Genomic DNA, 25468 nt, shown 5'->3' with positions numbered 1-25468 from the left:
TTAGCGATAATTGGTGAACTGCAAAGGCTGACCATAGTCCTGATCACGAAGGAAAGCAATGACTTCTTGCAGGGCGTCTTTCGAGGCAGAGGTCACACGCAACTTATCGGCATCGATAACGACTTTGACCTTAAGTTTGCGATCCTTAATGTCCTTGTTGATCTTCTTGGCCGTAGGCTGATCGATGCCTTCGACGATATGACCGAGAACACGCACCGAACCGCCCGAAGCCGTCTGGGGAGCATCCCACGAAATGCTCTTCAGGTCGATGCCACGCTTAATGAGTTTCGAGTTGAGCACGTCGGTAATCTGACGGGCAACAAAATCGGCGGGAGCGACGATCGTAAAGAGCTTATCGCCCTTCGACAAATCGATAGTGGCGCCGGAATCCTTAAGGTCATAACGCTGCGTGATCTCGCGGGCACATTGCTGATAAGCGTTATCCACTTCCTGCATATTTACTTCGGAAACAACATCGAAGCTCGAATCTTTAGCCATTGTTCAACCTTTCAATCAGATGCTAGTTAGAGGTATCAGAATCGGAGGAGGAGTCGTCGGAATCGGAAGACGTGGTCTCATCGGTTGCGGCAGAAGGCGAGGGGGTTTGAGAAACCGTGATAGTCACACGGCCAACACCGGAAGTCTTGCTGTCCCAACGGACCTTATCGCCATTTTCGGTAACCTGAACATCGCTCGGGTTATCGACGGTAATTTCAATCGACTTAGTGGGAGTGTATTCCGCCTCGTAGGGACCAACGGGAGTATCGGCATATTGAGAAACGCCGTCGACCTTGACCTCAATCCAAGAGGTCTTCCCCTTTGCAAGAGAAATCTTGACGACCTTTTGCTCGACGACACCCGATGCACTGCCAGTTTTGTCATCATCGGCCGCATCTGAGGATGCATTGTCACCAGAAGAATCGGTGTCGGAACCCTTCGAATCGGAATCTGCGGCATCGACCTTCTTCTTGGTGGAAGAAGCAGAAGACGCAGAACCTGCATCGACCGAAGCCGCCGGAAGCGAAGACACCGGCTGATCCGACCGCGATGTACATCCGCGAATCAAAGAAACCAGCAGCACGATAATAAGCAGGGCCGCAACACCAAGGACCGCCATCAACATGCGGGGATTGGACATCAGCACCTCAAGTGGAGATGAAGGACGCCTCTCGTACCCTCGGCGCTGCCCGCGTCCGTAACCAGAACGCGAGGAAGAAGCAGTGGAGGAGTAGCCGCGACGACCATTTGAGGCCGCCCCCCTCCCCTGGCCCCGTTGATTGAGCGAGCGAGGGTCACGGTTGCGCCCCGTCGGACGCCGTGAGTCGGAGCGCTGTCCACGAGAACGAGAGGAATGAGAGGTGCGATATCCAGAACGGGAATTGACGGGCATGCGAGCCGTTACCGAAGGATCAGATGAATAGCCATCGCGCTCTCCATAACCAGCTGCGTTCGAAGGCGGAAGAGCGCGTCTGCGGCGGCTGTTTCCGCCCACGCGAAGAGATTGATGCCCCGTTGTGGTATCGGAAACATACCCTGCTTGCGGCGGGCGCTGTCCAAAACGCGAAGACGAAGAAGAAGGCGCGGGGGAACCATCGACAACCATAAAACGCGTGGATACGGGGTTGCTTCTTGTGGAAACAAGCGCAGGGGGCTCATGATATGAGCCTGCACGACCCTCGTCGGAATTCTCAAAAATATAGAGTTCGTCAAAATAAGCGTTCACAACGTCACGGGGATTGAGGCCCAAATAACGTGCATAACTCGAAATCATGCCCTGGGCATATCCGCGCGGCGGCATGGAGGTAAAGTCCCCGTTCTCAAAAAACTCGATGATTTGAGGACGAATCTTGATTGTATTGGCAACCTGTTGAATGGAGAGACCCAACGAGCGGCGACGTTCGCGAAGCATCCCTCCAAATCGACTCGACATTAGAAGCCCTCCAAATCAGTGTCCATGCTCATACGAGCTTCGACCGATTCAAGTTCGGCAAGACCTTCCTCGTCAAGAAGGACCTCGCGCGGTTTAGACCCATCGGGGGGACCGACAACGCCTTTTTCTTCAAGCATATCCATAATACGACCCGCGCGCGCATACCCGACCTTAAGCCTGCGCTGCAATCCCGAGGTGGAGCCAAGCTGAGACTCGACGACGATATGCGCCGCCTCCCAGATAAGCGGATCGTCGTCAGAGGGCTCATGGGAAGCTCCGCCCACCACGGTCGCCGGTGTTACAGCAGAGAGAATCTCCTCATGATAGTCGGCCTCGCCCTGGCTTTTAACGAATTCAACAACCTGGTTGATCTCGTCATCGGATACAAAGCATCCCTGGATACGTTTTGGCTTGCCCCAATCGACCTTAGAAAAAAGCATGTCGCCATAACCGGTAAGTTTCTCGGCGCCCGTCTGATCGATAATGACGCGTGAGTCGATACCGGTTGCCACGTTAAAGGCAATTCGGTTCGTGATATTAGCCTTGATCAGACCGGTAACGACATTAGACGAGGGGCGCTGCGTAGCAACGATAAGGTGGATACCGGCAGCGCGTCCAAGCTGAGCAATGCGAACAATGGAAGCCTCAACATCTTTTCCAGCAACCATCATGAGGTCGGAGAGCTCGTCGATGATGATAACGAGATACGGCATCTTGGCAGGCGGATTGTCGTAGTGCTCGAACTCGCCCGCAGCCTGCTTCTCATTAAAGGTAGAGATCTTGCGAACACCGATGCGCTCAAAGACCTTAAGGCGGCGCTCCATCTCAGAAACCGCCCATTGAAGAGCACTCGCAGCCTGCTTGGGCTCGGTCACAACAGGGACATACAGATGCGGCAAACCGTTATAGCCCGCAAGCTCAACGCGCTTAGGATCGACCATGATTAAGCGAACATCCTCGGGAAACGTCCGCATAAGAAGGCTCATGACGATGGAGTTGATCATGACCGACTTACCCGAGCCAGTGGTGCCTGCGATAAGCAGATGCGGCATCTTGGCCAAATCTGCCACGATAGGAGCACCCTCAGCATCGCGGCCAATAGCGAGCTCAAGCGGTCCGCCCGTAACATAAGGCAAGACATCGCCCAAATTGACATTTTGACGCGTGCGGTTGGGAATCTCGATTCCGACAAGCGACGTACCCGGAATAGGAGCGAAAATACGCACAGCAGTGGATGCAAGGGAAAGCGCGATGTCGTCTTCCAGATTGGAAATTCGGCTCACGCGCTCGCCCTCACCGGGCTGCACCTTAAAGGTCGTGACCGTCGGTCCGGAAATCCAGCCAACAACACGCGAATGAAGACCAAACTCGCCCAACGTCGACTGAAGCGCCGCCGCAGTCTGCTCAAGCTCCTTCGCCGAGGAAGCAGAGGTGGCAGACGCCGGGTTATGCCGAAGTATAGACACCGAAGGAAGCTGACGCTCGCCATCAGTACCGGCAGAAACAGTAGTCCCCTGGCTTGCTGCAGCAGAAAGCGATGGCTTTGAAGCAGCTTTTGCGGCCGGCATGTCCGATGGGACCTCTTCGACAGGGCCAGATGGCGCAGAAGGAGCATGGGAGCCAGAAGTGCCCGCAGCCATCAAGAAATCGGGTATGGGTTTGCTGCCTTCGGGGGTCACAACAGTGGCAACGGAAGCTGCGGACAGCTCGGCAGCCGTGACGCTCTGCTCAGAGGGCTCATCAGACTTAGGGGAATCGGCGAGCTTGGCAGCAGCGTCCGAAATAACATCGACCGTCGTCATGGGGACAATCGGCGGCACGGGAGCAGGAGGCATGGCATCGACCTCGTCGGTGACATCGACAAAACGCTCTTTCACGGGAATGAGCGTCGTTTGGGCGCGCTCGGCAGCGAGCTGTTCAGACAGGTCGACAAAAGGATCTTCATCCGCATCATCAGGCTCGCCCGAAAGCAACGTCGTCTTAGCACGATCGCCTAGGAAGGTTGTTTCCGCCGCTCCAGCTGCATCAAAAAGCTTCGAGGCAGAAGCAGACTCACTTGCAGCAGCCACGCCCCCGAGATTGGCCGCAGCCTGGGAAGCACGCTGTGCCGCAGCAGCATCACCCCAGGGGGTCTCGTTAGCGTCAACGTGCTTGCGCTGAACAAACTCCTGCGCACGCTCGGAAGCACCGCGCACGAGCGAGCTAATCGAAAAGCCCAGGATAACAAAGCCCAACATCAAAACACCGACAAGCACAACATAGCCGATGGTCTTTCCCACCGACATCTGCAGCGCGCTTGCCACAAACGCACCGACATAACCACCCGAGGATGCCAAGACGTCCGGCTCAAACATGCCTGCCGTGGAAAGTGAGGTATGCGGCACAGCTAGGGAAAGCATGGAGATGACAGAGACGAAGATCAAGACAAGACCGACGCACGTCCTCGCGGGAACAACCGCACGATCGCGCAAAAAGACAAGAGCAGATGCAGCCAAAAGGGCAAGCGGCAGCACATATGCACCCAGGCCAAAGCCCAGGTGATAGAACGCTGCAACAGCCTGCGTGACAGGAGCCGTTGCAGGAGTCACCACAGCGATAAACGAAGCGATGGCGACAATTGCCAAGATAACGCCCGCAATATCGCGATTTGCGCCATCGCCTGCAAGGGGCTCAGCCTCAACATAGACCTCTTCGCGCTGCTCATTTGCGCGAAGTGAAGCCTTCTTCGAAGCATTGCCCTTCGCCGTATTTGTCTTGCTGCCGGAACGAGCCAACCTAGACCTCCATGACAACCGGAATGATCATCGGACGGGTCTTGGTGCGGTTCCAAATGAAGTTGGAGATGGAGTCTCGGACAGCCTTACGAAGCGCGTCGGTACCGCTGCTCGTAAAGTTGAACGAACCCTTCTCGACCATCTTCAAAATGGCGTCGGTGGCATCGGCGGTAAATTCGTCATCAATCGTGAACGAAACGCCACGAGCGGAAAGCTCGACGCCCTCGATCCTCTTATGTTTTTGAGACATGGTCGCAACGATGGTGACCATACCGTCGTTAGCAAGCTTTTGGCGGTCGCGAAGGACAATCGGATCGGTATCGCCGATACGAAGACCGTCGACGTATACAACGCCAGACTCGACAGAACGGCCGCGCTTTACCTTGCCGTCACGCATCTCGAGCGTATCGCCATTATCCATGATGAAAATGCGCTCCTCGGGGATACCCATTTTCCTAGCGAGACCGGCATGGGCGCGCAGGTGAACAGCCTCACCGTGGACAGGCATGAAATAGCTAGGATGCGTCATGGCAAGCATGAGCTTGAGCTCCTCCTGGCTACCGTGGCCGGAGACGTGAACCAGGCGACGAGACTTGTCGTAAACATCGCAGCCGAGCTTGGCCAAGCTATTGATGACCTGCTGAACGGCCTTCTCGTTGCCGGGAACGGGAGTAGCCGAGATGATAACGGTATCTCCCTCATGAATAGAAAGCGTCTTATGCTCGCCGTTCGCCATGCGCGAAAGAGCGGAAAGCGGCTCTCCCTGAGAACCGGTGCACATAACGAGGACCTGACGATCGGGTACGCCAGAGAGCTCATAGGCGTCGATGAGGTCTTTCTCCTCAATATCGAGATAGCCAAGCTCACGAGCAACGCGCGTGTTCGTAAGCATTGAGCGCCCCGTCACCACGATCTTTCGGCGACAGGCGCGAGCAGCGTTGCAGATCTGCTGCAAACGATGGATATGGCTGGAGAAGGAAGCCACGAATACGCGGCCCTTGGCGTTTTTAATAACCTCGTAGAGGGAGGGTCCGACTTCGGCCTCAGACTTCGTGAATCCAGGAACGGTGGCGTTGGTCGAGTCCGAAAGAAGCAGGTCGATACCGCTTTTGGCAAAACGGGTAATAGCGCCGTAATTGGGCCTGACACCGTCGATAGGCGTCTGATCGAGCTTAAAGTCTCCTGTATGAAGCACTGTACCCTGCGGAGTTTTGATAAAGACGCCAAGAGCACCCGGAATCGAGTGGGTCATAGAGAAGAAATCGATTGTCATGCACCCGAGCGTGATATGAGAGCCATCGTTCACCTCACGGAACTTAGGAGCGCGAATGCGGAACTCGGAAAGCTTGCCCTCCACAAAGCCCAAAGTAAGCTTGCTGGAGAAAATAGGAACCTTATTGTTTAGGTCTTGCAGCAAATAGGGCAAGGAGCCGGTGTGGTCCTCATGGCCATGGGTGATGATGATGCCACGAAGCTTATCCTCGTTTTCGAGGACGTAGGTATAGTCGGGAAGAACAAGGTCGATACCGGGCTGAGAATCGTCGGGGAACATCAAGCCCGCATCGACAAGAACCATGTCCGAACCGCACTCGAAAACGGTCATGTTCTTGCCGATACCGTCAAGGCCGCCCAAGGGAATGATCTTGAGCGGAGCTGCATTCTTTTTTGTTGTCGTCATGTGTTTTGCGAAATCCTTTCTTCGAAAACGAAATAAAAACTCGACAGCAATGCCGTCGTACCTTGCAGATAAAAACGAAATGAGAAATAAAGAGACGAAGTCGGCATTCCAGTATACCAACAAGCAGCCGCTTTCGTGCCTCATACACCACATTGCTATATGAACTGTTCAACAAAAAAGGCATCCGCACGTGGCGGATGCCTTGAATAAATCAGAGAGAAAGTTAACTACTCAGCCTCATGATGACGGCGCGGGGTGCGGCCCTGGCCATGGTCGCCGGGAGCGCGATGGCTGCGTCCGCCTTCACGGTCACGACGCTGGCGCGCAGGGCGATCAGTGCGCTCGCGACGCTCGGCATGCGAAGGCGCAGAACCCTCGGGAGCCTCGGGCTTATCGATGCGATCGAGAGAAATCTTGCCGCGCTCATCAACCTCGAGCACACGGACCTTGACCTCGTCGCCCACGTTGAGAACATCCTCAACCTTATCGACGCGGCCCTGGGCGACACGAGAGATGTGAAGCAGGCCGTCTTTGCCCGGAAGCAGGGAAACAAAGGCGCCAAACGGCTGGATGGAGACAACGCGACCAGTGTACTCCTCACCGGGCTCGGGAACCTTGATGATGAGCTTGATACGCTCGACAGCGGCATCGACGGAGTCGCCCGTACCGCCGACATAAACGGTACCGTCCTCCTGGATGTCCACGGAGGCGCCGGTCTCATCCTGAATGCCGCGAATGACCTTGCCGCCGCTACCGATGACGTCGCGGATCTTATCGACAGGAACCTGCAGGGAAGCGATACGAGGAGCGGTGGGGCGAGTCTCATGGCGAGGCTCGGGGATAACCTGGAGCATCTTATCGAGAATGAACGCACGACCCTCCTTGGCCTGCTCGAGAGCACGACGCAGGATGTCGAAGGTCAAGCCAGTGGCCTTGTTGTCCATCTGAAGAGCCGTGATGCCGCGCTCGGTACCGGTCACCTTAAAGTCCATGTCGCCGAGGAAGTCCTCGATGCCCTGGATATCGGAGAGGACAACGGTCTTGCCCTCCTCCTGGATCAGACCCATAGCGATACCGGAAACGGGGCGCTTCAAGGGCACGCCACCGTCCATAAGGGCAAGGCAGCTGCCGCAGGTGGAAGCCATGGAAGAAGAACCGTTGGATTCCATGACCTCGGAGACCACGCGAATAGCGTAGGGGAACTCGTTCTCGTCGGGCAAAACGGGAAGCAAAGCGCGCTCGGCAAGGTTGCCGTGACCGATCTCGCGACGCTTGGGGCTACCGATGCGACCGGTCTCGCCCGTACAGAAGGGCGGGAAGTTGTAGTGATGCATGTAGCGCTTGCCCTCGACGGGCTCGATGGTATCGAGACGCTGACCCTCGTTGAGCATGCCAAGGGAAAGCACGGAGAGAACCTGGGTCTGACCGCGCTGGAACAGGCCGGAGCCATGGACGAGGGGCAGGTAGTTGTCCTTGACCATGATGGGACGGATCTCATCGGCAGCACGACCGTCGACGCGCTCACCGGTCTCGACGACCATCGTGCGCATAGCCTGCTTCTCAAGCTTCTTGAGGTTGACGGGAATCTCGCGCTCCCACTCGACCTGCTCTTCCTCGGTGAACTCGGCAACGATGGCCTGTTTCACCGCGTCGACCTTGGCCATACGGGAGAGCTTGTCGGCATCGCACAGAGCAGCGGCCATCTCGTCGTAGTGAGCAAAGATGCGATCGTGCACCTCGGCAACGGGCTCGTCGAGCGGATACTCCTTCTTGACGATGGCGCCGTTGACGCGCTCATACTCCTCGATAAACTGAAGCTGAGCATCGCAGAAAGCACCGAGGGCTTCCTGGCCAAACTGCATGGCGGCCAGCATGTCCTCCTCGGTAACCTCCTCGGCTCCGGCCTCGACCATGGAGATGAAGTCGCGGGTGCCGCCGAGCTCAAGATCAAGATCGGAATTCTCGCGCTCCTCATAGGTGGGATTGACCAAGAACTCGCCGGTCTCGCGATTGCGGCCAATGCGCACGCAGGCAAGCGGGCCCTCGAAGGGCACGCCGCCGAGCGAAAGGGCCAAAGAGGCGCCCATCACGCAGATAACGTCGCAGGGGTTGGACTGATCGGCCACAAGAGAGGTCGCGACAACCTGGACCTCGTTGCGGAAACCATCGGGGAAGCTCGGGCGCAGAGGGCGGTCGATCATGCGGGCGGTAAGCGTAGCCTTCTCGCTGGGACGACCCTCGCGCTTGAGGTAGCCGCCCGGAATGCGGCCGGCAGCGTACATCTTCTCGTTGAAATCGACGGTGAGCGGGAAGAAGTCGTAGTTCTTGCGCTCCTTGGACACCACCGCCGTAAGCAACACGGTAGTGTCGCCCTGCTTGATGAGGGCAGCACCAGTCGCCTGCTTGGCGAGCTCGCCCGCTTCGAAGGTGTACGTCTTGCCATACAGCTCAAACGTCTTAGATACCAATGCCATTATTTCTCCTTCATCTCCGTAAGCCACGTTGCCCACGGGACAATCATGTCGAACCCCTATGGTTCAACAGCGTAAGAGCCGACTTGTGCCGGCTCCTCACACAAAAAGGAGCGCACCGGAAGGTACGCTCCTCACATGCACAACCCTACTGGATGTTGTCGCGAATACCGAGCTCCTTGATGAGGGCACGATACTCGAAGATGTCGTTCTTCTTGATATAGGAGAGAAGACGACGGCGACGGCCGACGAGCATGAGCAGACCACGACGGGTGTGGAAGTCCTTCTGGTGGCTCTTCATGTGCTCGGTGAGCTCCTTGATGCGCTCGGTGAGGATGGCAACCTGGACCTTGGGGTTACCAGTGTCGACGGGGGTGTTGCCGAACTGAGCGGTGAGCTCGGCCTTGCGCTCCTTGGAAACAGTCATGTTTCACCTTTCGTTTACGGCTTTGCAATCAAAGCCTCGATTCGCCCCGGGCTGGGAAGCCGCCGGTGATGCGTGCATCCAAGATCGGGGTACCAACAGGTCGATATAGTAGCACAGCCGCGGTCCTTCGCACAAACTGCACATGTACTTCCCTACCTGCCCAAAGCGAACTCAAGCGCACGAAGGCGACAATCGAGGTGCGTAGCCGCCCATAGGTGAGCAAATGAAAGAAGCATCGACGCCGTCGAGGCATCGATATCGACTTTGGCCAGTTCGTCGAAACGCAAGGCAATGAGCGAGCGCAGCCAGTTAACGGCCGCGGCGTCGACAGGCTCCGCCGCAGGAACGCTCGCCGCGCACGAGGCGCACAGGAGTCCACCCGCAAGCGGTGAGAAGTAGGAAAGTGCAGGGTCACCGCAAGATACGCACGCCGAAAAATCAGGTCGATAGCCGATATGCGACAGGAGTTTGAATACGTACGCCGCTAGCAAAAGATCGAGATGGACCTCATCGAGCTGCGGCGAACCCAAAAGCTCCAAAGCGCGCTGAGTAATGGGAAAGATATATCGATCCTCGGCGTCCTCAAATGAGCAGCGCTTGGCGACTTCTACCACCGCACTCGCCGCCATAAGCCGTGCGTAGTCGGGACCCGCCCCCAAAGGCGCTTCCAGCAACTCGGCCTGAGAGATGATATCCAACGAGCGGCCACGGGCAAGCAAAAGGTCAACGGTGCAAAAAAGCTCAGAACGTGCAGCCAGCCGTCCGCCCGGTTTACGAGCCCCCTTTGCAACTGCCTGAAGCTGCCGACCATCAGAAGCAAGGAGCGTCAGGATAAGGTCACACTCTTTGAGTTTCACCTTATCGAGGACGATTGCAGATACACGATATGTCTTTCCGCCCGCCAAGAACTACTCGTCAGCCGCATATCCGAAGCGACGAATCTGCGCAGCATCATCACGCCAGCCCGCCTTGACCTTGACGTCCAACTCCAAGAACACCTTGGAATCAAAAAGTCGCTCCAAATCCAAACGAGCATCGGTTCCGATACGCTTGATCATCTCGCCCTTATGGCCGATGATGATGCCTTTTTGTCCATCGCGTTCGACAAAGATGGTGGCATGAATGCGCACGACTTTCTTTGTACGCTCAAAATAATCGCAGATAACGCCTACAGAATGCGGAATTTCTTCGCGCGTGTGAAGCAGCACCTTCTCGCGCACGAACTCGGCAACCTGAACTTCATCGGTGGTATCGGTTCCCATTCCCTCCGGGAACCACATGGGTCCCTCGGGAAGATAGGAGCATAGCAAGTCAACGAACTCATCAACATTGAAGCGCTCGTTGGCCGAGGTTACGATGACGTCTTCGAAGTCAACCTCCTCGCGGGCCGCATCGATTTGAGCCATGACCTGAGCCTGATCGGCGCGATCGGCCTTAGTGATAACGAGCACCTTGTGAGCAGAAGACTGCTTGACCTTTTCCGCAACCCAGGCATCTCCGCGCCCAAATGGCTTAGTGGCATCAAGGGTGAAACACACGACGTCGACATCATTGAGCTCGGACAAGGCGCTGCGATTGAGCTCGGAGCCCAAACCGTCTTTAGGCTTGTGGATACCGGGGGTATCCACAAAGACAAGCTGATAGCCCGGACGATTGACGACGGCACGCATGCGTCGGCGGGTCGTTTGAGCCACCGGCGAGGTGATGGCTACCTTTTGACCATAGCACGCGTTCATCAGAGTCGATTTGCCCGCATTCGGACGACCAACCAGCGCGACAAAACCACTTCGGAAGCCTTGCGCGCGATCCGCAGCAGGAGCTTCCTCGGTGTCGATACCATCAAAACCAGCACCCTGCGCGAGCAGGGCATCGAGTTCGTCGTCGCTCAGGTCCTCAAAGGGATCGAACTCTTCAATATCAGACATGAGAACTCCTAAATCAGGTGTAGGGCGTGAGCGAACACGAGAATGCCCACAACGGCAGCGGTAATCGACAACACATACACCGAAGCCGCGGCGATATCCTTGGCGCGTTTTGCCAAAGGATGCATCTCGCTCGTGGCAAGATCGACAACGGCCTCGATAGCGGTATTGCACAGCTCCGCATGAATAACAAGTCCGCAGCAAATAGCGATAATACACCACGAGGCAAGGTCAAGGCCGATAACAAGGCCCGCGATGACGGTTAAGGCGCCAACGAGCAGCATCACGTTGATGTTGCGCTCCGTGCGCACCGCAGTAATAAACCCCTCGATGGCGTACCCAAATGAACGGACAAACGACGGATGGTCCTTGGAAGAACCGGGGATCATGGGTGCTCCTTAATCGTGAGTATGGCGAGTAATGGGGCCAACCTCTATTGAGGCGGGGTCATCGCCGCGTGCCGCAGCCAAAAGACGCAATAGTTCGTCCTCACGCGCCTCCATCGCCTCAGCTTCATCGTCTTCGATGTGGTCGTAGCCAAGAAGATGCAACATGCCATGCACGAGCATGAGGCGGCACTCATCTTGAGCCGAGTTGCCAAATTCCGGGGCCTGGCGTGCTATCACCTGGGGTGCCAAGATGATATCACCGAGCTCGAGCGCCTCATCAAGAGGAATATCCTCGTCAAAGGCGGAATCGCATTCAAACGACAACACATCCGTGGTCTTATCTATGCCGCGCCATTGATGATTGAGACCGTGCATCTCCTCTTCGTCGACAAAGGAAAGGGATATCTCGACCTCGCGGGCGACTCCCTCCGCCTCGAGAACAAAATGAACGATGTATTCGATCTCGGCAGTATCGAGCAGCTGCTCGAGCTTTGCATCGTTACTGATGAGCACGCCCATGAGCATTCCCCTTTCCGTGTCGCCCGCCCTCGACGGCGCGTTTTTGTTCATAAGAGTCATATGCCTCGACGATGCGCCCCACAAGCGAGTGACGCACGACATCGGCGCTGTCCAGGTGAATGAAAGAAATCTGTTCAAGATCACCCAAAATGTCTTGGATATGAGAAAGGCCATCGGGGCGCCCGATAAGGTCGCGCTGCGAGGCGTCTCCCGTAATAACGAACGTCGAATTGAAACCCAGGCGAGTCAAGAACATCTTCATCTGCTCGGGCGTAGTATTTTGTGCCTCATCCAGGACAACGAAAGCGTCGTTGAGCGTACGCCCACGCATATACGCCAAAGGGGCGATCTCGATAACGCCTCGCTCCACCAGTTGGGATGCGCGCTCGGAATCCATCATATCGAGCAGTGCATCAAAGAGCGGACGCACATAAGGATCAACCTTGTCTTCAAGCGTGCCAGGCAAAAAGCCGAGGTTCTCGCCGGCTTCGACAACTGGTCGGGTTAGGACGATTCGGCCCACATCGTGGCGCTGAAGTGCGGCGATAGCCATAGCCATGGCAAGGTATGTCTTGCCAGTGCCCGCCGGCCCAATGCAAAAAGTCATGGCATGGGAACGTATGGCTTCGATGTAGCGTTTCTGCCCCACCGTCTTTGGGCGAATGCATTTGCCGCGATAGGTCAGGACAACGTCTTGAGCCATGCCCGATGCGTCCCCGCCTCGCTTGAGAAGCGAATCAAGAAGGCGCACAGAATCCTCGACATTAGGAGCATCACCAAGGGCGGCAAGCTCAAATAGATGCTCAAATAGCTTGACGAGCGCCTCACAGCAGCGCGCTGGACCCGTTATAGAAATGGTCGCGCCGCGTACGGTAATCTCAGCCCGAGCACGCTTCTCAAGAGCACGGATCAAGCTGTCTTGCGGACCGGTGATGAGACCGGCGTCGATTCCCTCGGGCACCGTTACGCGCACTTGAGTCGAATTCAAGAAGCTCCCCCTTCCCGAGCGTCATCAAACCAGATGGGCATGAAGCATCCCAGAGTCGTCCAGCGAGTCAATGCAAACATGGACCAGCGATCCCTCTTGCGCCGCGTCCGCATCATCCACAACAACGCGATGGAACGACCCCAGTGTACCGCGATTGCCATATTCGAGCACAGCGCGCTCGGTCGTGGAGATGCGCCGTACGGCGTCGCGTTGCGAAGACCGCTGCACAAGCTCGCGAACGCGTGCAGAACGAGCAGCTGCAACCTGTGGATCAATCTGATCGGAATACGTTGCAGCGGGCGTACCCGGGCGTGCGCTATAGCGAAAAACATGAAGCCGGGCAAAGCCGATCTTCTCGATAACCTCGAGTGTGGCATCGAATTCCTCATCGGTTTCACCTGGAAATCCCACGATCAAATCACCCGAAAGGGCGATTTCGGGAACGTAACGGCGAATCTTAGCAATGAGAGCCAGCAGGTCTTCGGCAGAATAGGGTCTGCCCATACGACGAAGCGTCTCGGAGCAACCGGATTGAATGGGCAGATGCAAAAACGGGGCTACACGGTCGGGCGACTCCCCCATGCGCTTAAGCAGAGCTTCGGAAACGTCCATCGGCTCGATGGAAGAAAGGCGAACCTGCTGCACAGAGGTCTCACGCAAAATGCGATCGAGCAGCTCGTCGATCTCGACGTGCGCATCTCCCGAACCCTCCGCGTCGTAAGCGCCGAGATTCACACCCGTAAGAACCACCTCGGGGATATTAGCCTGGACCGCATCGTCGATCTGTTTCAAAACAGCCGAAACGGGAACAGAACGCTCGGGACCGCGCGCTTTCCAGACAATGCAATATGTGCATCGGTGGTTGCATCCGTCCTGGATCTTGATGCCCCAACGCGAACGACCAAGCATATCGGCAAGATCGCGGGGGGCCGGTCCTTGAGATGTGCAGGCCAAAAGACGTGCATCATACGAAAGGAGCTCACGCGCGCGGTCGACAACAGCAACCTTGGAAGGCTCTGCGGTGACTCGCGACGAGATGTCGGTAAGGACATCAGGATGCAAGTTAACCACGCAACCCGTAACGATAACAAGAGGCTCATTCGGAAGTGAGAGCGTATGACGAACCGCCTTGCGCGTCTTCGCCTCGGCCTCCCCCGTCACAGCACAGGTGTTGATAATAACAAGCTGCGCATCCTCGGGGTCAACAAGGCAAAAACCCGCACGGGCCAAATCCGCGCTGATATGGTCGCTTTCAACACGGTTGACACGACAACCGAGGTTAATTACAGAAACAAACGGTGCAGCCACGTACTTCCTCGCTAGTCGATGATGTCGTCGATGGCGTCACGAATTCGATCGCCCACGGACCGCGGAGCTTCGAACTCATCGCCCACGGCACGAGCATACTTCTCAAGAGCTTCACGAGCCTCACGGTTGAGCTTCTTAGGCACGGTAATAACAACGCGAGCGTACAGAGAGCCGCGCGCGCCGTCGCCGGAGCGCGGCATGCCAAACTCGGCGGCCTTAACCATCTCGCCATACTGAGTGCCAGCAGGAACGGTCACGGTCACGGTCTCATCGGGCATGATTCCCGTCACCTGGACTTTGCAACCCAGTGCCGCCTGCGCGATTGAAACGGCGACATCGCAGTACAGGTCGTCGCCGCGGCGTACGAAGCGCTCATGCTCCTCAACCTGAATGGTAACGATAAGGTCGCCGGAAGGCGCCCCGCGAAGACCCGCCTCGCCGTAGCCCTTAACGCGGAGTTGACGGCCGGTGGAAACGCCCGCAGGGACATCGATATCGAGTTTTTCGTGCGTGGGAACCCTGCCCTGACCCATGCAGACATCGCAGGGATGATCGATGATGCTGCCCTCGCCATGGCAATCCGGGCAAGGAGAGGAAGACTGAACATAGCCAAAAAGGGAACGCTGGGCCTTGGTCACATAGCCCGAGCCGCCGCAACGTGTACAGGTGACAAGCTTGCCGCCGTCGATAGCACCGGTGCCGTTACAATCCTCGCATGTAGCGAGTCGCTCGTAGTTAATGGTCTTCGTGCAGCCACGGGCGGCCTCTTCAAGCGTTACAGAAAGAGCGATGGCCATATCGCGACCGTTCTTTCGAACACTTGCACCGCGTCCGGAGCGTGCATTGCCCCCAAAGAAGGACGAGAAGATATCGTCGCCCATCCCGCCAAAGATATCGCTGATGTCAACGAAGCCAGAACCCATGGGGCCATCTGCTGTGCCGTATTGGTCATAGTTCGCGCGCTTCTGCTCATCAGAAAGAACGGAGTACGCCTCGTTAAGCTCTTTGAATTTCTCTTCGGCCTCAGGATCGTCCGAGACGTCGGGATGAACGAGGCGAGCCTTCTTGAGGAACGCTTTCTTGATAGTTCGCTGATCGGCATCCTTATCGACACCGAGTACCTCGTAGTAGTCCCTGCTCTCCGACACGACTTATATCCTCCCCAAACCATTACAAACACAGGGCGCATCCGCGCCAACGCAAACGTCTATACCCATATCATGCAGGCCCAAAACACTCAGGTGAGCCAAGCGCACAGCTAACGAATGCCCGTCATCATCGATGCCCCGCAACGTGTGAAGCCAACGGACATGATAGCGAACAAAAGTCCGTTAACAAATCCATTGACAAGCTGCGTGCCACCCCGCTTCCACCAAAGACCGCTGCGATGCGTGATGCCATCGGAGACAACAAGAACCACGCCAAAGATCAGCGGCAAAACGAGCACGCTAAAATAGGCAAACACGCCGGTTAACGCCGAGAGAACCAAAAATGGCAAGACGACGCCCGCGATATAAAAACCAATGGCCGCCTTGCCCTCAAGGCGCTCCGCCGAAACGCGCGCGCGGCCAACGAGGTCGCCGCCGCTCGCTCCGTTGGTGCCGGCATGACCCATCTGGGAGACGCGAATAAGGTCGCCGTCATGAGTGCCGGCAGGAAACTCAATAACGGCCTCGGTCACAACGGGTGTACGCCCCGTGCCCGCGCAGTCCGGACAAGGATCGGAAATGACCTTGCCGGAGCCGCCGCACTCGGGGCATACGATCCTAAAGGTGCCGCCGCCAAAGAGAAAGGTCATATCGGTCTCGATGGCACCCGAACCCCCGCAACTAGGGCAGGTGTGCGAATGCTCAGAGGATACAGAGCCCATCCCCGAGCAGCGCGTGCACGGTTCATATCTGCGATATTTGACCGCGCGGCGGGCGCCGTTTTTCGCCTGCTCGGCGCTAAGGTCAACATCCACCACAACGTCGGCACCCGTCTCGGGATTAAATGCCGAGGAACCTCGGCGGGGGCCATAGCCCGCTCCATCAAATGGGAAGCCAAAGGGGAACCCGCCCATGCCGCCTGCATAGCCGCCCCGATACGGAGATGCGGAAGGCCCCTGCGCGCCCGCGAAGGGGTTACCCGATCTCATAGCATCGTATCGAGCGCGCTTCTGCTCGTCGGACAAAACCGCATAAGCCTCGGAGACCTCTTTGAATTTCTCCTCGGCGTCGGGCTCTTTGTTGATATCGGGATGAAGCTTGCGCGCTTTGAGCTGAAAAGCCTTTTGAATTTCTTTCGCCGTGGCGTCTTTGGATACGCCCAGGATGGCGTAATAGTCTTTTTCGTTCATCGTAGCCATAGAGGGCTACCTTTCTAGCCGAGTCCAGCCTTACCGCAGATGAACGCTATTGTAGCGAACCATCATGCCAAATTCCAAAAGAGCCCAAAGAGCTCATTGCCCTCAAGCCACCCTTGTTGTGTGGGGGCAAGCGCACCAGGGAAAAGGTCCACGCCCCCGCTCGAGGCATCAACGTAGTTTTCCCCGTCAGGCGCCCCCCATGTCGCCAAACCGAGTTCTATCGCCCGCGCGCACGTATCCGCCACAATTTGTTTCCCAAAGACAGCAGAAGCCCGAAGAAGCAGCTCTTGAGGTATACCACGAGTCATTCGGCATGCAAGCATCAAGTCCTCGGCCATGGCCTCCCGAATGCCAAGCTGCTCAATCTCAAAGTTAGAAGCAGCATCATCCGTTTGAAGCACACGAATGCGAGCTGCGCCGTCGCGAGGCGCAAGATCGGAAAATAACGATGAAGACATCCGAAACGTATCACGAGAAAGCATGCTAGCAGCCGAGCGACCAAGCCCCAGATACTCAATGCCGGTCCAATATGCGATGTTGTGCCTGCAAGCATGCCCTGGCAAGGCATAACTTGCAACCTCATAGGGGGCAAAACCCGCCTCCACAAGAAAACGCCTCGCGAGCTCCATCTCGTCTGCCTGTTCATCCTCATCGGGAAGAACCAGCCTACCCGAATCCACCTTCAAGGCAAGGGGTGTACCGTCTTCGACAGTCAAAGGATAGATTGAGACATGGCAAGGTCCGGCTTCGATCAAGCCAGCCACGCTCTTTGCCCAGCTGTCTTGAGTCTGGAGAGGAAGTCCACACATCAAATCGCATGAGACATCGAGTCCCGCATCTTTCGCATAGCAAATCGCATCGAGCGCCTGCGCTGCGCTATGGATACGGCCAACGGCCTTGAGCTCCTCCTCCTGCAGGCTTTGGACGCCCAAAGAGATACGCGTTACGCCGGCACGTGCGAGTTGTAATGCAAGCGAGCTCGTGAATGACTCGGGGTTTGCCTCACAGGTAAACTCCTCGGGCGCACACCATTGCATCACCGAACGCACCAGTTCGACCAAACGCATTCCTAAAAGCGAAGGCGTGCCTCCACCTATGTAGACGGTGCGAACGCCATCGAGCAAACCCGCGGTACCAAAAGCATCGACGCGATTTGTGAGCCGATCAAGATAGCAAGCTTGCGCCGCGCGAGCATCATCGAGGCTGCATGCAGCCACCGAGTCGAAATCGCAATAGGCACATTTCGATTGGCAGAAGGGAATGTGCAGATAAAAGGCCTCAATCGCCATGGTTTACATCTCAAAGAGCGCAGGCACGGCCTGTCCCTCAGCCTTGAGGGCGGCACAAACGCGCACGTCTTTCTCAATAAGATCGACCAGCTGCATGAAGTCCTCAAACGTCTGGCAGCGAACAACCCGCCCGCGCCATGCGGCGGCGTGCGCCATCCCTTTGAGATACCACGTTGCAAAGGTGCGGGCACGGGCCATATGGGCATCGTGTGCATGGAGAAGACGAAGGTGCTCGCGCAGCGCATCAAGACGCTCCAGCTCCGTATGAGGCTGCACGGGATTACCTTGAAGCATATTCATGGCATCTTCGAACACCCATGGATTGCCATAGGTACCGCGCGCAATGAATACGCCACTTGCCGCAGTCGTCGTCAGCATGCGAACGGCGTCCTCAGCAGAAAAGACGTCGCCCGAACCGACAACGGGAATATCGATGCGCGACGCCACATCGTCGATAATCGACCAGTCGGCATCGCCGGTATACAGCTGCGTCGCAAACCTACCGTGAACGGCAACACCGGAAACTCCAGCTTGCTCCAAGCGTGCCGCGAAATCGGGAGCAACGCGCTCGCCGGCGGCATACCCGATACGCATCTTGCAAGTCACGGGAACATGCGCCCTGCCTACAGCGGCAGCCGCAATCTGGGCCGCAAGCTCAGGATCTCTCATAAGCGCAGAGCCCTCGCCCTTGGTAACGACCTTTCGAGCAGGACACGCCATATTGATGTCGATGGAGGAGAGTTTCTCCCCCACCCGTTCCTCAACAGCCTCGACGGCAGATGCGAACTGCTCGGGCTTGGAGCCAAAAAGCTGTACGCAAATCTGGGGCTCCTCCGCCGCCGGCAACACAAGATCCCAAGTCTTTTCGCTCTTGTAAGCAAGGCCCGCGACGCTCACCATCTCGGAAAAGGCCAATTTTGCACCATGGCGACGGCACATGATGCGATATGCAGCATCGGTCACGCCCGCCATGGGCGCAAGCAAAAACGGCTGCTCGCGATAATAGAGACGCATGCGCTCCGATGCGGAAGAAACCGTCTTCAATTATTCGTCCACCTTGAGAATCGCCAGGAATGCTTCTTGCGGGACCTCGACAGAGCCGATGGCCTTCATGCGCTTCTTGCCCTCTTTTTGCTTCTCGAGCAGTTTGCGCTTACGCGAGATGTCGCCGCCGTAGCACTTGGCAAGAACGTCCTTGCGGCGCGCCTTGACCGTCGAACGAGCAATAACCTTGTTGCCGATAGCGCCTTGGATGGGAACCTCGAAGAGCTGACGCGGGATAATCTCCTTGAGCTTATCGCACAGCCCACGAGCAAGACCGTATGCCTTGTCCTTATGGACAATAAAGGAGAGCGCGTCCACCTCGTCGCCCGAAAGCAAGATATCAAGCTTGACAAGGTCGCTCACGCGGTACTCCGAGAACTCGTAATCAAGCGAGGCATACCCCTTGGTACGGCTCTTAAGCTGATCGAAGAAATCAAGAATGAGCTCTGCGAGCGGCATGTCGAAATGCATCTCAACCGATTTGCTCGTCAGATGGATCATATCGGTCGTGATGCCGCGATGCTCGATAGCAAGCTGCATGACCGCACCGGTGTACTCGGGCGGGCAGATGATCTTGGCGTGCAAGAACGGCTCCTCGATATGATCGATGCGCGTGACATCGGGAAGATCTTGCGGACTGCGAACGTCCAGCATCTCGCCATCGGTCTTAAAGACGTGATAGTCCACACTGGGGCTCGTGGCGATGAGCTCAAGGGCAAACTCTCGCTCGAGTCTCTCCTTGACAACCTCCATATGCAGCAAACCCAAGAAACCAACACGGAAACCAAAACCAAGTGCCACGGAGGTCTCCGGCTCCCAGATAAGCGAGGGATCGTTAACGTGCAGTTTCTCGAGCGCGTCGCGAAGATTCTCGTAATCCTTGTTGTCGATAGGGAAGATGCCGGTGTAGACCATAGGCTTGGCCTCGCGGTAACCAGGCAAGGGAGCGTCGCAAGAGCGGTCTCGAGCCGTCAGGGTATCGCCCACATGAACAGCCTCGGGGTCCTTTAGGCCCGTGACGACAAAGCCGACCTCGCCCACGGACAGCGAATCGACGGGGACCTCGGCAGGGCACTTTACGCCCACTCCATCCACCATGAAGGGGACATCTGCCTGCATCATCACAAGCTGATCACCCTTTGAGATCGAGCCGTCAAAAACGCGTACCGTAGCGACGACGCCACGATACTCATCGAAATAGGAATCAAGGATAAGGGCCTTGAGCGGAGCTTGGAGATCGCCCTTTGGAGGCGAGATCAGAAAAACGATAGCCTCAAGCAAGTCGTGGATGCCCTCGCCGGTCTTGCCCGAAACGCACACGGCGTCATCGGCGGGAATGGCGAGCTCATCTTCAATCTCGGTCTTTACCTCATCGGGATGGGCGCTGGGCAGATCGATCTTGTTGATTGCAGGAACAATGTCGAGATCGGCGTTCATGGCAAGCGAGGCGTTGGAGACCGTTTGGGCCTCAACACCTTGCGTGGCGTCCACAACGAGCACCGCGCCTTCGCACGCCGCAAGGGAGCGCGAGACCTCGTACGTAAAGTCAACGTGGCCGGGTGTGTCGATCAAATTGAACTGATAGGTCTCCCCGTCGTCGGCGGTATAGTCGACACGAACGGCATTGCTCTTAATGGTGATGCCACGTTCACGCTCGATATCCATCGAGTCGAGAAGCTGCGCCTCCATGTCACGCTCATCGACCGTATTCGTCAGCTCGAGAATGCGGTCCGAAATCGTCGACTTACCGTGATCGATATGCGCGACGATGGAGAAATTTCTGATATGTGAAGTATTTTGAGTATCCATGCGGGATATCATACCCGAACCATAGGGAGCAAAACACCTAGGCGCTCATGCATATATCGTGAGAAACACGGCTATTCCATAGCATTCGCGCTTCTCATGCAGCATTTCCCGTGCTATACTTCCCGCTTGTGACCTCAACAACCGTGTCTCAGAGGCCGGATAGAAGGCGGAAGAGAAACCGAAAGGAAATCCAGAAGTGGCAAACATCAAGTCTCAGAAGAAGCGCATCCGCACCAATGAGATCGCTCGCGTTCGCAACAAGGCGATTCGTTCCGAGCTGAAGACCCTGACCAAGCACGTTCAGGCTGCTGTCGAGGCTGGCGACAAGGCCGCTGCCTCCGCCGCTTGCACCCGCGCTTCCCGCGCCCTCGACAAGGCTGTCGCCAAGGGCGTCATCCACAAGAACCAGGCTGCTAACCGCAAGTCCGGTCTCCAGAACCTGGTCAACGGTCTTAACTAACCTACAGGTTGCACATATTCGTGCGCTATACGGGTCCGCAGCAATGTGGGCTCGTTCTTTATAAAACCCGCGAAACGTGACGATCACGCTTCGCGGGTTTTTCTAGCTTCGTTCGATGAGCGATATGATCCAAAGGCGCAGGGCAAGCTCGGAATCTGCAGACCCCTTGAGTGCCGCTTCGACATCAACGGCAGTACGCAAGGCGCAAACGAGCTCTTCCATACTGTACTTGCGCGCCCAGCCAACATGGTTTCGAACCTGCCAGCCCTGAAGGCCCAAAACCTGGGCAAGGTTCCTGCCCTCCCCGCGAGCATCAAGCGCTTTGGCACAGATAAGCTCGCGCAGACGCGTAACCAAAAGCGAAAAAAGTCGAACCTCGCTGCGCGGCGGCTGAAGCTGATAGAGCTCAAGCGCCCGCTTCATATCGCGCGCCGAAACCGCGTTGAGTAAGTCCCATGGCTTGACCTCGGCAGTTCGAGCGACCAGCGCCTCGATATCGGAGCGCGAGATGCTCTCCCCCTCCAACATGGCAGAAAGCCGCTTGAGCTCATTGTCGAGCATGCGGGAATTCTCGCCAACTCTGCTCACCAGTTCCTCGGCGGCCATGATGTCGATCGTCTTGCCGTAAGCCCGAGCCATAGAGACAACTTGCTGCGGAACCTCTCGACCCTTTTTGGGCGCGCAATCAACAAGAGCTTTGGGCCCAAGCTTTGCGACCGCCTTATAAAGACGCGTGCTTTTTGCAAGGGTGTTGGCCACAATCAGGCAAACGGTAGTGGGCGAAGGATTCTCAAAATAAGAGACCAAAGGCTCACTTACCGCCTTGGGCAACTTGTCGCAACCATTGAGAATAACAAGACGAAAATCAGACCCCATGGGAAAGGTGTTTAGAGAGGCGATGATGTCGGCAATCTGCGGATCATGTGTCATATCGCGCTCGTCGAGATTGAATGCGGCCATGCCGCTCTTCTCCAAGCGCGCTTTCATGCGGGCCACGGCGCGAGAGCGCTTGAGCTCATCGGCACCGACAATCAGATAGCCGCAAAGCAGTGGAGCCTCCGCCACAATACCTCCTTTATATCATCGTTATGCTGTGCCTATTCTAACGCGGCGCCCCTTGAGCCAGAGCAATGCACACGTATTCCCCGTGCGTCAGGAAAAAACGAAACCGAGCCATCGTCTATCGTGCAGTAAAAGCGGGCACCGTAGTTTTGAAGTGCAGCGACGCACTCATCCGCAGGATGACCGTAGCTGTTACGAGCCCCCGCCGATGCTATCGCAACCTCCGGATCGAGCACTTCAAGCAACGACATGTCAACCGATTTAGCAGAGCCGTGATGCCCTAACTTCAGGATATCGATATCGCCTACTGCAGGCGCATATTCATGCTCCTGATCAACCTCGGAGTCTCCCGTTAACAACATGCTGAGATGTGCCGAACCTTCGACATATCGCGCAAGCAGTACAAGGGAGTCCTCGTTATCGTCCCCGTCAACCGTCTCGCAGGGCCACATTACGGTGCAGACAAACCTACCCACATGGATAGTATCGCCTCGTTCAACCTCAACGAGATTCAAACCGCTATCTTCAATCTCGGAAGGCGCCTGCTGGACAGCCCCTTGAGCCACGATGACCTCTCCCACAGAATATCGTTTTGCAATATCGCATAGCCCTCCGTAGTGATCTTTATCCCAATGCGTTACCAAGACGGCGTCTAAAGAAAGGACGCGCTCGGAAGCCAACGCTTCAAGCACGGTATCGTCTACCCCCGCATCGATCAAAACGCAGCGGTCCCCATCACGAATGAGGATGGAATCGGCCTGGCCAACATCAAGAACGGTGATTTGCGGTGGAGCAAAGCGCCCCCAATAGAGGAGGTCGATGCCCACAAGCGCAACCACAAGCGAAAACAATACGAGGACAATTCGTCCGCTTGGCCGAGGCCACGACCAATAAAGCAAAACAGCGCAAGTTAGCGGTACAAGCCAGGCATAAGGTAGTGGAGAAACATACAGGCTCGCAAAGGGGACCGCAGCCAAGGCGCCAACAAAAAAGAGAATGACCCGTGAGCACAAATGAAGAAGCAATGCCAGAAAAGCCGATATGCCAGGAATCCAAAGGACCGTCGCCGCAACGACCCCTAAAACCAAAAGAAGTGAAATAAGAGGCGCGATAATCACATTCGCCACCGGGGCTAAGAGGGATATTTGACCGAATACCAACGTCGTCAAGGGAAGCGTCGCGATCTGGGCCGTCAGCGTAATGCCCATGCCCTCGGCAATAAACGATGGAAGCCGCAGCACGTGCAAAGCATAGGAGACGTAGCGTCCGAATATCAAAATCGACGCGACACTCAACGCCGATAATTGAAATCCCAAATCGAATACGAAATTTGGCCAGATGACCAACATGACGATCAGCGTTAAAGAAAGCGATGAGAGGGCGTGTGAGCGGCGACCGGATCCCATCGAAACATTTGTACAGCCAACCATGCAAACCGAACGAATCGTCGATGGCGCCGCACCGGTAAGCAATGTGTAAAAGCAACAGGCTCCAAGCATAAGGACACGCGATTTACGCGAATCAAGACCACACCGCCAAAGCACGTTTTGTACAAGACACGCAACAATCGCCAGATGGCTTCCCGAAACAGCAATCAGATGAGATAGGCCGCATGCAGCAAAATCTTCCCGAATCGACCCGCGATTCAGCTCGGTCGTATAGCCGCAAAGAACACCAGCGATCAAGGAGCCCTCTTCAGTAGAATCCGGATTCAGACGATTCAAAAGAAAACGTCGTGCCCGCTGGACAACATCGTTGGACACCTCATGCTCTGCCGGATAACACTTGTGCAGCGATAGACGTGCCACCTCACCTTTAAAAAACCGAGAACGCGCCCAATCGGAATCGCCAAGAGCAGCAAAGTTGCCAACAGCGCAAAACCGATCGCCGCGCATTTGGCTCTTCTCTCCCGTCGCACGCACGCGAAAGGTCGTGCCTGATCCGTCTTTTCGTTTTGCCACTGCAGTATAGGAAAAACCGTACTCCCCTGGATTAGAATCGCCGATAACCTCAAAGACATAGGAGCTTGCCGTCCCTTTGACCTCTTCAATCTGAGTGGCCATACCATTCGACCACAGGCACACCGACCAAACGAGCGCAATTAAGCACAGACAAGCAAGACGCAATGCCTTCAATAGGCTTGCAGCCTTGCAATGACGCATAACACGGGTGCACATCAGACACGCAATGCAAACCAAAGAAACAACAACCGGCAGGATAAAAGAAAAGCCGCACCATCTTCCCGCTCTAGCTCGTTCCCAAGCATTCTCGAGCATTACCATCGATATAACGATGGAACCTAGCGCGCACCAAAAAAGCGGCGGTATAAAGGGGCGAGGAGGAAACTCGGGCATGCGCTTCACACGCATATCGCGTCCTTGATCTTCGCAAACTTCTTATCACCAATGCCCGAGACGCGCATCAGGTCTTCTGTGGTAGCAAAAAGGCCGTTTTCCTCACGGTCGGCGATAATCGCCTCAGCCGTCGATGGGCCAACCCCATTCAGCGTTTGAAGCTCTTCTGACGAGGCGGTATTGATATTGATCAGAGATTTTGCCGTAGATGCATCCGAAGAAACCTGCGCATCTCCAACAGCCGGAGAGCCTTCCCGAGCCGCCTCTCCTTGGCGAGGAACCGTTATCTTCATTCCATCGGATAGAAGTGAGGCACGATTGAGGGCAGAAGTGTCGGCATCTTCTGACAATCCCCCCGCCGCCTGAATGGCGTCGTCAACCCGAGAGCCTTCCTTAAGTTCATATACTCCGGGATTCAAAACGGCGCCCGAAACATCGACAATAAGCGCGGCGCTCTCCGAAGAAGAATCCGGAGAGGGAGATGCCTTTGACTCAGCGGATGGCAATGGCACGGCCTCGTCACTCGAGCGCTCAATTAAAGCATCGCGATCTCCGCGAGCGGCAGCGGTCCCACAAAAAAGTGCAATAAGAAAACCAAGCAAGACAAGCAGCGCAAGCAAAAGATAGCGCGGCCTTTGACGAGCAAGCGCAAATGCCCTCGCGAGCAAAGCCTTGTTATGAACATGTTGAGCCACGA

General features: G+C 56.2%; 21 protein-coding genes. 1 reads left to right on the top strand and 20 read right to left on the bottom strand.

All coding sequences use genetic code 11. The features are described 5' to 3' along the window. The 17 genes from BQ9843_RS03055 to lepA all read right to left on the bottom strand — a co-directional run bounded on the left by BQ9843_RS03055 (position 1) and on the right by lepA (position 20895). Complete coding sequence (locus tag BQ9843_RS03055) at positions 1-498, bottom strand: YajQ family cyclic di-GMP-binding protein (RefSeq protein ID WP_022387366.1); 498 nt, start codon at positions 496-498, stop codon at positions 1-3. A 22-nt stretch (positions 499-520) separates the two neighbouring features. Then, entirely contained in the window at positions 521-1930 is a 1410-nt protein-coding gene (locus tag BQ9843_RS03050; protein WP_083647895.1) for a helix-turn-helix domain-containing protein, read from the bottom strand. Continuing rightward, entirely contained in the window at positions 1930-4704 is a 2775-nt protein-coding gene (locus BQ9843_RS03045; protein ID WP_075843841.1) for an FtsK/SpoIIIE family DNA translocase, read from the bottom strand. Before BQ9843_RS03045 ends, BQ9843_RS03050 begins: the two co-directional genes overlap by 1 nt. 1 nt (position 4705) lies before the next feature. Further along, positions 4706-6382, bottom strand: a complete 1677-nt coding sequence (locus BQ9843_RS03040; RefSeq protein WP_040220425.1) for a ribonuclease J — start codon at positions 6380-6382, stop codon at positions 4706-4708. Positions 6383-6609: 227 nt separating this feature from the next. Beyond that, the gene (locus BQ9843_RS03035) at positions 6610-8856 is read right to left on the bottom strand and encodes a polyribonucleotide nucleotidyltransferase (protein WP_075843840.1); all 2247 of its coding nucleotides are present in this window, start codon (positions 8854-8856) and stop codon (positions 6610-6612) included. A gap of 145 nt (positions 8857-9001) precedes the next feature. Next, positions 9002-9280, bottom strand: coding sequence for a 30S ribosomal protein S15 (rpsO, locus tag BQ9843_RS03030; RefSeq protein WP_075843839.1), 279 nt, complete (start codon positions 9278-9280; stop codon positions 9002-9004). 152 nt (positions 9281-9432) lie between these two features. Next, entirely contained in the window at positions 9433-10185 is a 753-nt protein-coding gene (gene recO, locus BQ9843_RS03025; RefSeq protein ID WP_075843838.1) for a DNA repair protein RecO, read from the bottom strand. 3 nt (positions 10186-10188) lie between these two features. Beyond that, entirely contained in the window at positions 10189-11205 is a 1017-nt protein-coding gene (gene era, locus BQ9843_RS03020) for a GTPase Era (RefSeq protein ID WP_075843837.1), read from the bottom strand. Between the two features lie 8 nt (positions 11206-11213). Then, a complete protein-coding gene (locus tag BQ9843_RS03015) occupies positions 11214-11591 on the bottom strand; it encodes a diacylglycerol kinase family protein (RefSeq protein WP_040220419.1) in 378 nt (125 codons plus the stop codon). A gap of 9 nt (positions 11592-11600) precedes the next feature. Beyond that, on the bottom strand, positions 11601-12110 hold the full coding sequence (gene ybeY / locus BQ9843_RS03010; RefSeq protein ID WP_075843836.1) for an rRNA maturation RNase YbeY: 510 nt from the start codon (positions 12108-12110) through the stop codon (positions 11601-11603). Continuing rightward, a complete protein-coding gene (locus BQ9843_RS03005) occupies positions 12091-13098 on the bottom strand; it encodes a PhoH family protein (protein WP_075843835.1) in 1008 nt (335 codons plus the stop codon). Before BQ9843_RS03005 ends, ybeY begins: the two co-directional genes overlap by 20 nt. A gap of 24 nt (positions 13099-13122) precedes the next feature. Then, positions 13123-14406 (bottom strand): MiaB/RimO family radical SAM methylthiotransferase, encoded by a 1284-nt coding sequence (locus tag BQ9843_RS03000; RefSeq protein ID WP_075843834.1) that lies wholly within the window; start codon positions 14404-14406, stop codon positions 13123-13125. A gap of 11 nt (positions 14407-14417) precedes the next feature. Further along, positions 14418-15554 carry a molecular chaperone DnaJ gene (gene dnaJ / locus BQ9843_RS02995; protein ID WP_075843833.1) on the bottom strand — a complete coding sequence of 379 codons (1137 nt, stop codon included), beginning with the start codon at positions 15552-15554 and terminating at the stop codon, positions 14418-14420. Positions 15555-15664: 110 nt separating this feature from the next. Then, positions 15665-16753, bottom strand: coding sequence for a DnaJ domain-containing protein (locus BQ9843_RS02990; protein WP_075843832.1), 1089 nt, complete (start codon positions 16751-16753; stop codon positions 15665-15667). 62 nt (positions 16754-16815) lie between these two features. Continuing rightward, positions 16816-18042: a coproporphyrinogen-III oxidase family protein gene (locus BQ9843_RS02985; RefSeq protein ID WP_075843831.1), complete on the bottom strand. Its 1227-nt coding sequence runs from the start codon at positions 18040-18042 to the stop codon at positions 16816-16818. Positions 18043-18045: 3 nt separating this feature from the next. Next, positions 18046-19056 carry a tRNA dihydrouridine synthase DusB gene (gene dusB, locus BQ9843_RS02980; RefSeq protein WP_075844104.1) on the bottom strand — a complete coding sequence of 337 codons (1011 nt, stop codon included), beginning with the start codon at positions 19054-19056 and terminating at the stop codon, positions 18046-18048. A 30-nt stretch (positions 19057-19086) separates the two neighbouring features. Beyond that, positions 19087-20895 (bottom strand): translation elongation factor 4, encoded by a 1809-nt coding sequence (gene lepA, locus BQ9843_RS02975; RefSeq protein WP_075843830.1) that lies wholly within the window; start codon positions 20893-20895, stop codon positions 19087-19089. A gap of 196 nt (positions 20896-21091) precedes the next feature. On the opposite strand from lepA, the gene rpsT reads away from it, so the two are divergent. Then, entirely contained in the window at positions 21092-21355 is a 264-nt protein-coding gene (gene rpsT / locus BQ9843_RS02970) for a 30S ribosomal protein S20 (RefSeq protein ID WP_022387348.1), read from the top strand. A gap of 102 nt (positions 21356-21457) precedes the next feature. Here rpsT and holA read toward each other — a convergent pair whose 3' ends face one another. The 3 genes from holA to BQ9843_RS02955 are packed head-to-tail and all read right to left on the bottom strand — an operon-like array spanning position 21458 to position 25466. Next, positions 21458-22420 carry a DNA polymerase III subunit delta gene (gene holA / locus BQ9843_RS02965; protein WP_075843829.1) on the bottom strand — a complete coding sequence of 321 codons (963 nt, stop codon included), beginning with the start codon at positions 22418-22420 and terminating at the stop codon, positions 21458-21460. A gap of 32 nt (positions 22421-22452) precedes the next feature. Then, positions 22453-24786 (bottom strand): DNA internalization-related competence protein ComEC/Rec2, encoded by a 2334-nt coding sequence (locus BQ9843_RS02960; RefSeq protein WP_075843828.1) that lies wholly within the window; start codon positions 24784-24786, stop codon positions 22453-22455. Next, a complete protein-coding gene (locus tag BQ9843_RS02955; protein ID WP_083647894.1) occupies positions 24777-25466 on the bottom strand; it encodes a helix-hairpin-helix domain-containing protein in 690 nt (229 codons plus the stop codon). The genes BQ9843_RS02960 and BQ9843_RS02955 overlap by 10 nt, the downstream gene beginning before the upstream one ends. Positions 25467-25468: the final 2 nt, after the last annotated feature.

The organism is Collinsella bouchesdurhonensis (assembly GCF_900155365.1).
GTDB classification, from domain to species: Bacteria; Actinomycetota; Coriobacteriia; order Coriobacteriales; family Coriobacteriaceae; genus Collinsella; species Collinsella bouchesdurhonensis.
The sequence above is the reverse complement of the archived record's forward strand: the minus strand, read 5'-3'. Positions and strand labels throughout refer to the sequence as shown.

Excerpts from the sequence above, each read along its gene's own strand:
- BQ9843_RS02990 (WP_075843832.1), bottom strand. The coding sequence starts at position 16,753 with ATGGCTACGATGAACGAAAAAGACTATTACGCCATCCTGGGCGTATCC.
- BQ9843_RS03050 (WP_083647895.1), bottom strand. The coding sequence starts at position 1,930 with ATGTCGAGTCGATTTGGAGGGATGCTTCGCGAACGTCGCCGCTCGTTG.
- rpsO (WP_075843839.1), bottom strand. The coding sequence starts at position 9,280 with ATGACTGTTTCCAAGGAGCGCAAGGCCGAGCTCACCGCTCAGTTCGGC.
- ybeY (WP_075843836.1), bottom strand. The coding sequence starts at position 12,110 with ATGGGCGTGCTCATCAGTAACGATGCAAAGCTCGAGCAGCTGCTCGAT.
- BQ9843_RS03015 (WP_040220419.1), bottom strand. The coding sequence starts at position 11,591 with ATGATCCCCGGTTCTTCCAAGGACCATCCGTCGTTTGTCCGTTCATTT.
- BQ9843_RS03040 (WP_040220425.1), bottom strand. The coding sequence starts at position 6,382 with ATGACGACAACAAAAAAGAATGCAGCTCCGCTCAAGATCATTCCCTTG.
- BQ9843_RS02960 (WP_075843828.1), bottom strand. The coding sequence starts at position 24,786 with ATGCGTGTGAAGCGCATGCCCGAGTTTCCTCCTCGCCCCTTTATACCG.
- BQ9843_RS03055 (WP_022387366.1), bottom strand. The coding sequence starts at position 498 with ATGGCTAAAGATTCGAGCTTCGATGTTGTTTCCGAAGTAAATATGCAG.
- BQ9843_RS03035 (WP_075843840.1), bottom strand. The coding sequence starts at position 8,856 with ATGGCATTGGTATCTAAGACGTTTGAGCTGTATGGCAAGACGTACACC.
- BQ9843_RS02985 (WP_075843831.1), bottom strand. The coding sequence starts at position 18,042 with ATGGCGATTGAGGCCTTTTATCTGCACATTCCCTTCTGCCAATCGAAA.
- lepA (WP_075843830.1), bottom strand. The coding sequence starts at position 20,895 with ATGGATACTCAAAATACTTCACATATCAGAAATTTCTCCATCGTCGCG.
- era (WP_075843837.1), bottom strand. The coding sequence starts at position 11,205 with ATGTCTGATATTGAAGAGTTCGATCCCTTTGAGGACCTGAGCGACGAC.
- dusB (WP_075844104.1), bottom strand. The coding sequence starts at position 19,056 with ATGCGTCTCTATTATCGCGAGCAGCCGTTTTTGCTTGCGCCCATGGCG.